The sequence below is a fragment of the Corynebacterium sp. MSK006 genome, assembly GCF_030232385.1.
Taxonomy (GTDB): Bacteria; Actinomycetota; Actinomycetes; order Mycobacteriales; family Mycobacteriaceae; genus Corynebacterium; species Corynebacterium frankenforstense_A.
Window position 1 is genome coordinate 13,952 of the sequence record NZ_JASPJZ010000017.1, and the last position, 12,751, is coordinate 26,702.

Consider the following 12,751-nt stretch of genomic DNA (forward strand, 5'->3'; position numbering starts at 1 on the left):
GACCGGACGTGTGTGCCCGTCCGGTCCGCCGCGGCCGCATTCAACGCAACCGAAGAAACACAGGTGTGAGTGACTAACGTGACTAACGAGACGGAAGAAAACCAGCCGGTCTTCGATCCGCCGGTCGGCATCACCGACCCGCCGATCGACCGTCTGCTCGAGAAGGTCTCCTCGAAGTACGCTCTGGCGATCTTCGCGGCCAAGCGGGCGCGCCAGATCAACGCGCACTACCAGCAGGCCGACAACGAGGTCTTCGAGTACATCGGGCCGCTGGTCACCCCGGAGCCGGGCGAGAAGCCGCTGTCGATCGCGCTGCGCGAGATCGACGCGGGCCTTCTCGAGTACGAGGAGGGCCGCTAGGCCCCTCGGGGTGACCCCACCCCGACGTCTGCTTTCCGACGCCCCCGTGCGCCCACCGTTTGTGCGGTGGGGCACGGGGGCGTCGGCGTGCGTGGGCGTGGGCGCAGGCGTGCATGGGCGGGGTATGTTCGGCGGATGAGCGCGGACGCATCCGCGGAAGCGCCGGACCATCCGCACCGACGAGCCCAGGGGAGTGGCACCCGTGACCGACCCGCACACCGACCACCGCCACGCGCAGCGCGCGCACGACGAGGCGCCGCGCGAGACCGGGGGAGAGGCGCCCGCCCGCGCCCCGCGCGTGCTTCTCGGCGTGGCCGGCGGCATCGCCGCCTACAAGGCCTGCCACCTGGTGCGCGAGTTCTCCGAGCACGGCGCCGACGTCACCGTCGTGCCCACCCCCAACGCCCTGAGGTTCATCGGCGCGGCGACCTTCGAGGCCCTCTCGGGCAACCCCGTGGCCACCGACGTCTTCACCGGCGTCGACGAGGTCCGCCACGTGCGCGTCGGCCAGGAGTCCGACCTCGTGGTCATCGCCCCGGCCACCGCCGACCTCATCGCACGCCTGGCCGCCGGGCGTGCCGACGACCTGCTGACCGCCAGCGTGCTGGTGGCCACCTGTCCCGTCGTCGTCGCCCCGGCGATGCACACCGAGATGTGGCTCAACGCCGCCACCCGCGACAACGTCGCCACGCTGCGCCGCCGCGGCATCACGGTGCTCGACCCCGCCAGCGGCCGGCTGACCGGGCCCGACTCCGGGCCAGGCCGCCTGCTCGAGCCCGCCCAGATCGTCGAGCTGGCCCGCACCGCCGCCGCCCGCGGCGGGCTTTCGCGCCCGCTGGAGGGAACCACCGTGGTCATCTCCGCCGGCGGCACCCGCGAGGCCCTCGACCCCGTGCGTTACCTGGGCAACCGCTCCTCGGGCCGCCAGGGCTTCGCCCTCGCCGAGCTCGCCGGTCAGCTCGGCGCCCACGTCGAGCTCGTCGCGGGGGCCACCGACGCGCTGCCGACACCCGCCAACACCACGGTCACCCGCATCGAGTCGACCGCCGAGCTCAAGGCCGCCGTCGACGAGCGCGCCGCCGACGCCGACGTGGTGATCATGGCCGCCGCCGTCTCCGACTTCCGCCCGGCCAACGTGGCCGGGGCGAAGATGAAGAAGGGCTCCGAGGCCGAGGCCGGCCTGGAGACCCTCCAGATGACCGAGAACCCGGACATCCTGCGCGGCGTCGTCGAGGCCCGGGAGAGCGGCGTCCTGGACGCGGACACCGTCATCGTCGGCTTCGCCGCCGAGACCGGCGACGCCGACGCGGACGCCCTCGAGTACGGCCGCCGCAAGCTGCTCAAGAAGGGCTGCGACGTCATCCTGTGCAACGAGGTCGGCGGCGGCAGGGCCTTCGGCACCCCGGACAACGCCGGCTGGCTGCTCACCGCCCCCGAGGGCGCGGCCGCACCGGCCGACGTCGAGGTGCGCGAGGTGCCCCGCGGCAGCAAGCAGGAGATCGCCGCGGAGATCCTCGCGGAGGTCGTGCGCATCCGACACGCGGACAGCTCGGCATTGCAGGATTAGACCGCTTGGTCTAATGTGGTCCGGGAATCCGACCCGCCACGCCGGCGCCCCGCGCCGTGGCGGGCCGGGCCGCGGCCCGGCACCTGCGCAGACGCAGGCCGCAACGCCCCGCCGCGGCGCAACAGGTCGAAGCGAGAGCAAAGGAAGCGATCAAGTGGCAGAGACAGCGAGCACGGTGCGACTGTTCACCAGCGAGTCCGTGACCGAGGGGCACCCGGACAAGATCTGCGACGCGATCTCCGACGCGATCCTGGACGCCATCCTGGCCGAGGACCCGACCGCGCACGTCGCCGTCGAGACCCTGGTGACCACCGGGCAGGTCCACGTCGTCGGTGAGGTGCGCACGAGCGCCTACGTCGAGATCCCGCTGCTGGTGCGCAAGACGCTCCTCGACATCGGCTTCACCTCCTCCGAGGTCGGCTTCGACGGCCGCACCTGCGCGGTCAACATCGCCATCGGCGAGCAGTCCGCGGAGATCGGCTCGGGTGTGGACACCTCCCACGAGGTCCGCTCCGGCAACGGCCACGAGGCCGACGACCAGGGCGGCGCCGGCGACCAGGGCCTGATGTTCGGCTACGCCACCGACGAGACGCCGGAGTACATGCCGCTGCCGATCGCCACCGCCCACCGCCTGGCGCGCCGCCTGACCGAGGTGCGCAAGGAGGGCATCGTCGACCACCTGCGCCCGGACGGCAAGACCCAGGTCACCTTCGCCTACGACGCCGAGGGCAACCCGACCCACCTGGACACCGTGGTCATCTCCACCCAGCACGACCCCGAGGTCGACTCCGCCTGGCTGGAGCCGCGCCTGCGCGAGCACGTCCTCGACCACGTCCTGGCCCAGGCCGACCTCGAGCGCTACCGCACCGACGAGCTCACCCTCCTGGTCAACCCCTCCGGCTCTTTCATCCTCGGCGGCCCGATGGGCGACGCGGGGCTGACCGGCCGCAAGATCATCGTCGACACCTACGGCGGCATGGCCCGCCACGGCGGCGGCGCCTTCTCCGGCAAGGACCCGAGCAAGGTCGACCGCTCGGCGGCCTACGCCATGCGCTGGGTGGCCAAGAACATCGTCGCCGGCGGGCTGGCGCACAAGGCCGAGGTCCAGGTCGCCTACGCCATCGGGCGCGCCGCCCCGGTGGGCCTGTACGTGGAGACCTTCGGCACCGCCGCCGAGGGGCTCGACGACGCCGCGATCCAGGACGCCGTGCAGAAGGTCTTCGACCTGCGCCCCACGGCCGTGATCCGCGAGCTCGACCTGCAGCGCCCGATCTACCGCCAGACCGCCGCCTACGGCCACTTCGGCCGCACCGACGTCGACCTGCCCTGGGAGCGCGTCGACCGCGCCGAGGAGCTGCGCCGCGCCGTCGGCCTCGGCTGAGCCGTGACCCGGGCAGGCGCCCGCGGGTAGAATCCCGCGGTATGTCACCGACCCGCGCCCCCGCCGAGACCCGGCCCGTGGCGCGGGTCCTGCCGTTGCTGGGCCTGCCGCACCTGGACCGGCCCTTCGACTACCTCGTCGCCGCCGACCAGGACGCCGAGGCACGCCCCGGCGTGCGCGTGCGCATCCGCTTCTCCGGGCGCCTCGTCGACGCCCTGCTCCTCGAGCGCGTCTCCGACAGCGAGCACGGCGGCCGCCTGCGCTACCTGGAGCGGGTCATCTCCCCGGAGATCGTCTACCCGAAACGCCTGGCCACGCTCATCGACAAGCTGGCTGACCGCTACGCCGGCACCCGTTCCGACCTCATCCGCGCCGCCGTGCCCCCGCGCCACGCCAAGGCCGAGGAGGCCGACACCGACACTCCCTGGGAGGAGCTCGGCGAGCCGGCCGAGGCGGATCTGTCCGCCTGGTCCGGCTACACCCACGGCGAGTCCTTCGTCGACGCCGTTATCGAGGGCCGCACCGCGCGGGCCGCCTTGCAGATCGCGCCGGGGGAGGACTGGGCCGCCGCGCTGGCGGCCCTCGCGGTGGCCGTCGTCTCCGACGGCGGCGGCGCGCTGATCGTGGCGCCGGACCAACGCGACGTCGACAAGCTCGAGGCCGCCTGCCGCACCCTCGTCTCCGCCCGCCAGGTCACTGTGCTCGGCGCGGCACTCGGCCCGCAGGCGCGCTACCGGCGCTACCTGTCGGTGCTGCACGGGCAGGCCCGCCTGGTCATCGGCACCCGCTCGGCCGCGTTCGCGCCGGTGCAGAACCTGCGCCTGGCGGTCTGCCTCTTCGACGGCGACGACAACCTCGTCGAGCCGCGCGCGCCCTATCCACACGCCCGCGAGGTGCTCACGACCCGCTCGGCGTTGGAGAAGTGCTCGCTGATCGTCGCCGGGCACACCCGCACCGCCGAGGCCGAGCTGCTCGTGCGCTCCGGCTGGGCCCACGGCCTGGTCGCCCCGCGCGAGGCCCTGCGCGCCCGCGCCCCGCGCGTGCAGGCCACCGCCGACTCCGAGGCCGCCCTCGCCCGCGACCCCCGCGCCCGCCAGGCGCGCATCCCCTCGGTCGCCTTCGCCGCCCTGCGCGAGGGGGTCGCGGCCGGGCGCCCCGTGCTCGTCCAGACCCCGCGGCGCGGCTACGTGCCCACCCTGGCCTGCGGCAACTGCCACACCCCGGCCCGCTGCCGAGCCTGCAACGGCCCGCTCGGTGTGCCCGAGGCCACCGACGGGCAGCGCGCGGCCGTGCCGCAGTGCCGCTGGTGCGGGCGCCTCGAGCCGCGCTTCCGCTGCCAGGAGTGCGGCTCGCCCAGGTTGCGTGCCGTGGTGCTGGGCAACCAGCGCACCGCCGAGGAGCTCGGCCGTGCCTTCCCCGGCACGCGCGTGATCGTCTCCGGCGGCAACCGGGTCATCGAGGAGATTGACGACGCCCCGGCGTTGGTGGTCGCCACCCCGGGTGCGGAACCCGAGGTAGCCGGCGGCGGCGCCTACGGCGCGGCGTTGCTGCTGGACACCTGGGCGCTGCTGGGACGCCAGGATCTGCGCGCCACCGAGCGCACACTCGCCGCCTGGACGGCGGTGGCGACCAGGGTGCGCCCGGCGCGCGAGGGCGGGCGCGTCATCGTCGTCGCCGACTCGGCGCTGCCGGTGGTCCAGCACCTGATCCGCTGGGACATGCCGGCCGCCGCGCGCGCCGAGCTCGACCAGCGCGGTGAGGTGCGCCTGCCGCCGGCGGTGCACCTGGCCGCCGTGGACGGAGCGGCCGCGGCCGTCGACGCCCTGATCGAGGAGACGGAGCTGCCCGCCGGCGCCGAGGTGCTCGGCCCCGTCGATCTGCCGGCCGGGGTGAGCCTGCCCGGCGAGTACGACGAGGAGCGCTTCGGCCCGCCGCAGCGCGTGCTCGTGCGCGTGCCCCTCGGCCCGGCCGGCGAGCTGGGCCGCGCGCTCAAGGCTGCCGCCGTGGCCCGGGTGGCACGGCGCGACGACCTGCCGCTGCGCATCCAGGTCGACCCCGTCTCCGTCGGGTGACGGAGCTTCGCTCCGTCACTGGGGCGCGGCGACGCCTCGTCACAGGGCTGGGGTGGCCCCGCACCAACCGTGAGGGCGCCCGGGGTGGGTGCCCCGCGGGACGTCGTCAATCCAGGCCGAAGACGCGGTCGATCATCGGGTTGCGGAACATGCCCTCAGGATCGACGCGGGCGCGCAGTTCGCCGACGGCGTCCAGGTGCGGGTGCACCGCGGCCAGGCCGTCGTGGTCGAGGGTGTGCAGCTTGCCCCAGTGGGGGCGCCCGCCGGCGGCCACCAGAACCGGCTCGATGAGCTCGAAGAGCTCCTCGTGGTCGTCGCGGTGGTAGCGGTGCACCGCGATGTAGCAGGACTGCCGGCCGTAGCCGGTCGACAGCGGCACCTCGTCGGCGCCGGTGGCGCGCACCTCGATGGGGAAGGTGACCTGCACGTCGCGGGAGTCCAGGCGGCGGTGGACCTCGCGGAGGACCTCGGCGGCGTCGGTAAGGGGCACCGCATACTCCATCTCGTTGAAGCGCACCCGGCGCGCGGAGACGAAGACGTCGTGGGCCAGGTCCGAGTACTCGCGCTGGGCGAGGAAGCGCGCCGAGAGCCGGTTGAGCGTCGGCGTTACCGCCGGCGCGAAATGCCCGAGCGCGCACATGGCGCGGTAGGCGACGTTGTTGGCCAGCTCGTCCTCGAACACGGCGCGCCAGCGCGGGATCGGGGCGGCGACCCGGTCGCGCTCGGCGAGGGTGTGCCGGGTGTTGCGCTTGACGTGGGCGACGTCGGTGCCGGGGAACCAGTAGTACTCGACGTGGTCGGCCGAGGCGGCGGCCTGGGCGAAGTCGTCGCGCAGCGCGGCGACCGGCTCGGCGCGCTCGACGGCGGCCAGCACGAAGGTCTCGACCACCGCGACGGTGACCCGGGTGACCATGCCGAGGGCGCCGAGGTGCACGCGGCCCAGCTCGAAGAGCTCGTCGCCGGGGCCGACGTCGTGGACGGTGCCTTCGGCGGTGACGATGCGCTGGCGGCGCACCATGCCGGCCAGGCCGGTGAAGCCGAGGCCGGTGCCGTGGGTGGAGGTCGCGATGGCGCCGGCCAGCGACTGCGGGTCGACGTCGCCCTGGTTGGCAAGTGCCAGTCCGTGCGGGCGCAGCAGGCGCGGCACGTCGCGAAGCCGGGTGCCGGCCAGGAAGGTGACCTCCATGGCCTCGCGGTCGACGTTGACCACGCCGGACAGCTCGTCGAGGCTGATGAGCACCCCGTCGGTGACGGCCACCCCGGAGAAGGAGTGCCCGGCGCCGACGGTCTTGACGTGCAGGCCGGCCTCGGCGGCGCGGGTGACGGTCTCGACGACCTCGGCCTCGGTGGCCGGGCGGGCGACCTCGCCGGGCCGGGCGGCCTGCGCGCCGGACCAGTTGCGCCAGGTGGCGCCCGCGCGGGCGCCGCGGCGGGTGGTTCGGGTCGGGGTGGTCATACGAAGCTCCTCTTCTCTCCGCGGTAGGTCGGCCATTCGGCCACGGTCAGCCCGTCGGAGACGACGAGCACCGAGTCGGTCCACTCGGCCTGTTCTCCGGCCTTGGCGTGGCGCATCCAGACGTGGTCGCCCAGGCGCAGCCGGTCCGCACCCGTCCCGCGCAGCGGGGTCTGCACCTCGCCGGCGCCCTCGAGGGCGATGGTGCGCAGCCCCTCGGGGTAGTCCACGACGGGCAGGCGGTCGTCGCCCGGCGCCCCGGAGGCCACCCGCCCGCCGCCGGCGACGGTGACGAAGCCGCGGGCCGGGTGGCGCACCACCGGCACCACGAACCACTCGGCCGGGTGGGGCGTGAAGGTCTTGTAGTGGTCGAAGAGGCCCGGTCCGAGGACCCCGGAGCCGGCGCCGATCTCGGTGACGGCCTCCTCGGCCCGGGTGGTCTCGATCGAGCCGGTGCCGCCGCCGTTGACGAACTCGAGCTCGAGGCCGTCGACGGCCAGCCGCTCGGCCACGGCGGCGACGACCTTCGCCCGCCGCCCGGCCAGCTCGTCGACCGAGAGGCGCTTCATCGCGGCGATCGCCGGGGAGGTGTCGGTGGTCCCGGCGATCTGGCCCTCGTAGGCCATCAGGCCGACCAGGCGCATGCCGGGCCGCGAGCAGATTTCCGAGGCCATCGCCTCGGCCTCGGCCGGGGAGTGCACCGGGGAGCGTCGCGCCCCGATGTGCACCGGGCCGATGACGTAGGAGGCGTCGACGTCCAGGCACACCCGCAGCTCGGCGGCGTCGGTGTCCGGCTCGCTCCAGTCCGGGTCGGGGTGGCACGTCTCCAGCCCGACGGCCTCGGCGGCCTGTTCGATCAGGCGCAGGTGGCCGGGGCAGTCGACCATGACCGTCACGGCCCGGCGGTAGGCGGGTTCACCGGCCCAGGCGGCCAGCAGGTCCGGGTCCGCGCACGGGTAGGCGACCAGGATGTCGTCGCAGACGCCCTCGTCGACCAGCCACAGCGCCTCGCCGAGGTGGTAGGAGAGCAGCCCCGAGAAGCCGGGCACCTCGAGCACCCGCGAGATCAGCTCCCGGATGCGCAGCGACTTGGTGGCCAGGCGGATCGGGGTGCCGCGGGCGCGCCGTGCCATGTCGCGGGCGTTGGCCAGCGCGGCGTCCAGGTCCAGCACGCTGAAGGGCGCGGGCCTGCCGGCCACGGCTTCGCGGACCTCGGGCGGGGGAGCGGTCACTTCAGGCCTCCTTGTCTTCGCGGTCTTCGCCGGGCTCCGCGTCGGTCCCGCCGTCGCCTGCGCCGGGGAGAAAAACTTTCGCGGATGCAAGTGCACCCATCCTGACACCGGGGCGACCGCGCCCGCAGCGGTTTGGCCGGGTTTTCTGTGGGCGGGGCCACAGTCGCGTGCCGACGCCGCGTGCGTGCCCCGCCGCCCCGCCGCCCACCCGGCGTGCGCGGCCGGGTCGCGCCCCGGCGCTACAATGGACCCCCTGAACGCGCCGGAAGCGGCGCCGGAACCTGCACCGAAAGGAGCGCGCGGGAAGCGCACATGACTCACCTGAGACTCGTCTTCGCCGGCACCCCGGAACCCGCCGTCGTCGCCCTCGACCGGCTCCTCGACTCCGACCACGAGGTCCTCGCCGTGATCACCCGCCCCGACGCCCGCCGCGGCCGGGGCCGCACGCTGCACCCCAGCCCCGTGGCCGCCCGCGCCGCCGAGCGCGGAATCGAGGTCCTCAAGCCCGCCACCCTCAAGCCCGGCACCGAGGACGGCGACGCCCTGCGCGCCCGCCTGGCCGAGCTCGCCCCCGACGCGCTGCCGGTGGTCGCCTACGGCAACCTGATCACCCCGGACCTGCTCGACGTCGCCGAGCACGGCTGGGTCAACCTGCACTTCTCCCTGCTGCCGCGCTGGCGCGGCGCGGCCCCGGTGCAGGCCGCGATCGCCGCCGGCGACGCCGAGACCGGGGCGAGCACCTTCCGCATCGCCGCCGGCCTGGACACCGGCGACGTGCTCGCCCAGATCCACGAGCCGATCGGGCCCGAGGACACCGCCGACGACCTCTTGACCTGCCTGGCCTACTCGGGCGCGGACCTGCTCGCCGAGACCATGGACGGGCTGGCCGCCGGGACGCTCACCGTCCGCTCGCAGGCCGAGCTCGGCGGCGAGCCCACCCACGCCGCGAAGATCACCAGCGCCGACGCCCGCATCGACTGGACCCGGCCCACCGCCGAGACCGACCGGATCATCCGCGCCCACACCCCGGCGCCGGGCGCCTGGACCATGTGGGGCGAGCGGCGCATGAAGCTCGGGCGCGTCGTCCCGCTGGCCGCCGACTCCGAGGCGGCCGCCCCGGTCGCCGGCCGCCCGGGTGCGGTGCACGCGGGCCGCCACAGCGTGGTCGTCGGCACCGCCGACGCCGCCGTGGAGCTCACCCGCATCCAGCCGCCGGGCAAGAAGGCCATGGCCGCCGAGGACTGGGCCCGCGGGGCACTGTCCGGCACCACCGACGAGGAGCAAGGAGTCACGTTCCAGTGAACCAGAACGCACAGGGCGGGGGCTTCCGCTCCCGCAGCAGGAAGGGCCGCGCCCGGTCCGGCGCCGCCGGCGCCGGCCGCGGCAACCACGGCACCGACGGCCACGGGCGCAGCCGCCGCGACGGACGCAAGATCTCCGACGCCCGCGGTGCGCGCGGGCGCGACGGTGCGCGCGGCGGCAACGGCGACCACCGCGGGCGTCGTCAATCGGACGAGGGGCAGGCCCGGCGCGACTACCGCGGCATCGACAAGGCGCGCCAGGCGGCCTTCGAGACGCTGCTGAAGGTCACCGAGGACGACGCCTTCGGCAACCTGACTCTGCCCGGCGAGCTGCGCGCGCTGGGGCTCAAGGGCCGCGACGCCGCCTTCGCCACCGAGATCACCTACGGCACCCTGCGCACCCTCGGGGTGGTCGACGCGGTGATCGACAAGTGCGCCGCCCAGGGCATCGAGTCGATCAACCCGCAGGTCCTCGACGCGCTGCGCCTCGGCGTCTATCAGCTGCTCTACACCCGCGTCGAGGAGCACGCGGCCGTGGACACCTCCGTGCGCCTGGTCGGCGCCACCGGACGGTTCAAGGCCAAGGGCTTCGCCAACGGCGTGCTGCGCACCGTCACGCGCACCCCGGTCGAGGAGTGGCTGGAGCAGCTCACCCCGGCCGACCCGCTGGAGGCGCTGGCCTTCCGCACCGCGCACCCGGCCTGGATCGCGAGGTCGTTTTCCAAGGTGCTGCCTGAGGGCGAGCTGGAGGCCGCCCTCGAGGCCGACTCCGAGCGCCCGCACGTGCACCTGGTCGCCCGCCCCGGCGAGATCTCCGCCGAGGAGCTGGCGCTGATCACCGGCGGCGAGCAGGGCAAATACTCGCCGTACGCGGTCTACCTGCCCGGCGGCGACCCCGGCACGCTCGAGCCGGTGCGCCAGGGTCTGGCCGGCGTGCAGGACGAGGGCTCCCAGCTCATCGCCCGCGCGCTGACCGAGGTCGAGCTCGAGGGCGAGGACACCGGCCGCTGGCTCGACCTGTGCGCCGGCCCCGGCGGCAAGGCCGCGCTCGCCGGCGCGATCGCGCGCATCGAGGGCGCGCACGTCGACGCCGTCGAGACCGCCGCCCACCGCGCGAAGCTGGTGGAGAAGGCCTGCGGCGACCTGCCGGTGACCGTGCACGTCGCCGACGGCCGCGACCCGGGCCTCGAGCCGGGCTTCGACCGCGTGCTCGTCGACGCGCCGTGCTCCGGGCTCGGCGCGCTGCGGCGGCGGCCCGAGGCGCGCTGGCGCAAGTCCGAGGCGGACATCCCGGGCCTGTCGGTGCTGCAGTTCGAGCTGCTGAGCTCCGCGCTGAGCCTCGTGCGCCCCGGCGGCGCGGTGGTCTACTCGACCTGCTCGCCGGACGTGCGCGAGACCCGCCAGGTCGTCGAGCGCGCCGTCCACGAGCTCGGCGCCGTCGAGCTCGACGCCCACGGGCTGGTCGGCGGGATGACGGACGTCGGCGAGGCGCCCTCGGTGCAGATGTGGCCGCACCGCCACGGCACCGACGCCATGTTCTTCGCGGTCCTTCGGCGTCGCTAGACTCGGGGGCATGCCGCAACCGATCATCGCGCCCTCGATCCTGAACTCCGACTTCTCGCGCCTCGGCGAGGAGATCGGCCGCATCAAGACCGCCGACTGGGTCCACGTGGACATCATGGACGGCCACTTCGTGCCCAACCTCTCCTTCGGCCCCGACATCACGGCGACCGTCGACAAGCTGACCGACCAGCCGCTCGACGTGCACCTGATGATCGAGGAGCCGGAGACGTGGGTCGACCGCTACATCGACGCCGGCGCCGACACCGTCATCTTCCACGTCGAGGCCACCGAGGACCCCGTGGCACTCGCCCGCCACCTGCGGGAGAAGGGCGTGCGCGCCGCGTTCTCCCTGCGCCCGGGCACCCCGCTGGAGGACTACCTGGACGTCCTCGACGAGTTCGACCAGGTGCTCGTCATGAGCGTCGAGCCCGGCTTCGGCGGCCAGTCCTTCATGCCCGATCAGCTGGACAAGGTGCGCACCCTGCGCCGCGAGATCGCCGAGCGCGGCCTGGAGTTGACCGTCGAGATCGACGGCGGCATCAACGCCGAGACCATCCGCGAAGCCGCCGCCGCGGGCGTGGACGTCTTTGTCGCCGGCTCCGCCGTCTACAAGTCCGATGACCCGGCCGCCGCCGTCGAGGAGCTGCGCGCCGCCGCCGCGGAGGCCGCCGAGGCCGTGCAGCGGTGACCCTGACGGACGCACCGGCCGGGGCGGGCCAGTCCCGCTTCCCGCACCTGCGCCCCGGCGAGCTTGAGGCGCTCGCCGCCGCCGAGGCCGCCTCGGCCGCCGTGCGCGGCACCACCAGCCCCAACCCGCCCGTGGGCGCGGCGATTGTCGACGTCGCGGGTGACACCGTGGGCGTGGGAGCCACCCGCCCGGCGGGTGGCTCCCACGCCGAGGTGATGGCACTTGCCGCAGCCGGCGAGCGCGCCCGCGGCGGCACCGCCGTGGTCACCCTCGAGCCGTGCAACCACACCGGGCGCACCGGCCCGTGCACCCACGCCCTGGTGGCGGCCGGGATCAGGCGTGTCGTCTTCGCCCGCCGCGACCCCGACCCTGTCGCCGGGGGCGGGGCGGAGTGGCTGCGCGACAACGGCGTGGAGGTCGTCCACCCGGAGGGCGATGAGCTGCCCGCCCCGACGCTGGAGCCGTGGCTCACCGCCGTGGCGGCCGGCCGCCCGGCGGTCACCCTCAAGTTCGCCCAGACCCTCGATGGCTTCACCGCCGCCGCCGACGGTACCAGCCAGTGGATCACCGGGCCCGAGGCCCGCCGCGCCGTGCACGCCGACCGGGCCCACCGCGACGCGATCATCGTCGGTACCGGCACCGTGCTGGCCGACAACCCGCGTCTGACCGCCCGCCGCGACGACGGCACGGAGTATGACCACCAGCCGCGCCGCGTGGTCATCGGCACCCGCGAGGTCCCGGCCGGGCACCACCTGGCCGGGGTCTGCGAGCACTACCCCGACATCGACACCGCGCTCACCGGACTGTGGGAGAGCGGCGCGCGCGACGTGCTCGTCGAGGGCGGGGCGGGCCTGGCGGCCGGCTTCGTCGCCGCAGGTGTGGTCGACTTCGTCCAGGCCTACCTCGCCCCGAAGCTGCTCGGCGCCGGCCACCCGGTGCTCGGTCGGGCCGTGACGGACACTCTCTCCGGCGCCTTCGAGTTCGAGACCACGGCCGTGCGACGCCTCGGCGCGGACGTGTTCGTCGAGGGCGTTGCACGGCTGCGCCGTGCAACCGGGGAAGACTTGTGACCGGGGCAGGCCCCGCTACCAACTGAACGCACCCGATACCGCACCAGACCAGGAAGGACCCGCC

At 74.6% G+C, this 12,751-nt stretch carries 10 protein-coding genes; 8 read left to right on the forward strand and 2 right to left on the reverse strand.

Annotated elements, in window-relative coordinates; translation table 11 throughout:
• The first annotated feature begins 69 nt into the window (after positions 1-69).
• The 4 genes from rpoZ (at position 70) to QQA02_RS09410 (ending at position 5,380) form a co-directional block, all read left to right on the forward strand.
• Entirely contained in the window at positions 70-360 is a 291-nt protein-coding gene (rpoZ, locus tag QQA02_RS09395) for a DNA-directed RNA polymerase subunit omega (RefSeq protein WP_075663755.1), read from the forward strand.
• A gap of 298 nt (positions 361-658) precedes the next feature.
• Positions 659-1,927: a bifunctional phosphopantothenoylcysteine decarboxylase/phosphopantothenate--cysteine ligase CoaBC gene (coaBC, locus tag QQA02_RS09400; protein WP_284776242.1), complete on the forward strand. Its 1,269-nt coding sequence runs from the start codon at positions 659-661 to the stop codon at positions 1,925-1,927.
• A gap of 154 nt (positions 1,928-2,081) precedes the next feature.
• The gene (metK, locus tag QQA02_RS09405) at positions 2,082-3,308 is read left to right on the forward strand and encodes a methionine adenosyltransferase (RefSeq protein ID WP_284776238.1); all 1,227 of its coding nucleotides are present in this window, start codon (positions 2,082-2,084) and stop codon (positions 3,306-3,308) included.
• Between the two features lie 41 nt (positions 3,309-3,349).
• Complete coding sequence (locus tag QQA02_RS09410; protein ID WP_284776236.1) at positions 3,350-5,380, forward strand: primosomal protein N'; 2,031 nt, start codon at positions 3,350-3,352, stop codon at positions 5,378-5,380.
• 106 nt (positions 5,381-5,486) lie between these two features.
• Here QQA02_RS09410 and QQA02_RS09415 read toward each other — a convergent pair whose 3' ends face one another.
• Together QQA02_RS09415 and QQA02_RS09420 are read right to left on the reverse strand one after the other, a co-directional pair.
• The gene (locus tag QQA02_RS09415) at positions 5,487-6,836 is read right to left on the reverse strand and encodes a D-arabinono-1,4-lactone oxidase (protein ID WP_284864195.1); all 1,350 of its coding nucleotides are present in this window, start codon (positions 6,834-6,836) and stop codon (positions 5,487-5,489) included.
• Positions 6,833-8,065, reverse strand: coding sequence for an amino acid deaminase/aldolase (locus QQA02_RS09420; protein WP_284864196.1), 1,233 nt, complete (start codon positions 8,063-8,065; stop codon positions 6,833-6,835). The genes QQA02_RS09415 and QQA02_RS09420 overlap by 4 nt, the downstream gene beginning before the upstream one ends.
• 321 nt (positions 8,066-8,386) lie before the next feature.
• Here QQA02_RS09420 and fmt point away from each other — a divergent pair, with 321 nt between their 5' ends.
• From fmt to ribD, 4 genes are read left to right on the forward strand one after another with little or no spacing between them, the layout of a single operon-like run.
• Positions 8,387-9,367 carry a methionyl-tRNA formyltransferase gene (gene fmt / locus QQA02_RS09425; RefSeq protein ID WP_284864198.1) on the forward strand — a complete coding sequence of 327 codons (981 nt, stop codon included), beginning with the start codon at positions 8,387-8,389 and terminating at the stop codon, positions 9,365-9,367.
• A complete protein-coding gene (locus QQA02_RS09430) occupies positions 9,364-10,929 on the forward strand; it encodes an RsmB/NOP family class I SAM-dependent RNA methyltransferase (protein WP_284864197.1) in 1,566 nt (521 codons plus the stop codon). The genes fmt and QQA02_RS09430 overlap by 4 nt, the downstream gene beginning before the upstream one ends.
• A 10-nt stretch (positions 10,930-10,939) precedes the next feature.
• Positions 10,940-11,617, forward strand: a complete 678-nt coding sequence (gene rpe / locus QQA02_RS09435) for a ribulose-phosphate 3-epimerase (RefSeq protein ID WP_284776230.1) — start codon at positions 10,940-10,942, stop codon at positions 11,615-11,617.
• A 47-nt stretch (positions 11,618-11,664) separates the two neighbouring features.
• The gene (gene ribD / locus QQA02_RS09440) at positions 11,665-12,687 is read left to right on the forward strand and encodes a bifunctional diaminohydroxyphosphoribosylaminopyrimidine deaminase/5-amino-6-(5-phosphoribosylamino)uracil reductase RibD (protein WP_284864199.1); all 1,023 of its coding nucleotides are present in this window, start codon (positions 11,665-11,667) and stop codon (positions 12,685-12,687) included.
• Positions 12,688-12,751: the final 64 nt, after the last annotated feature.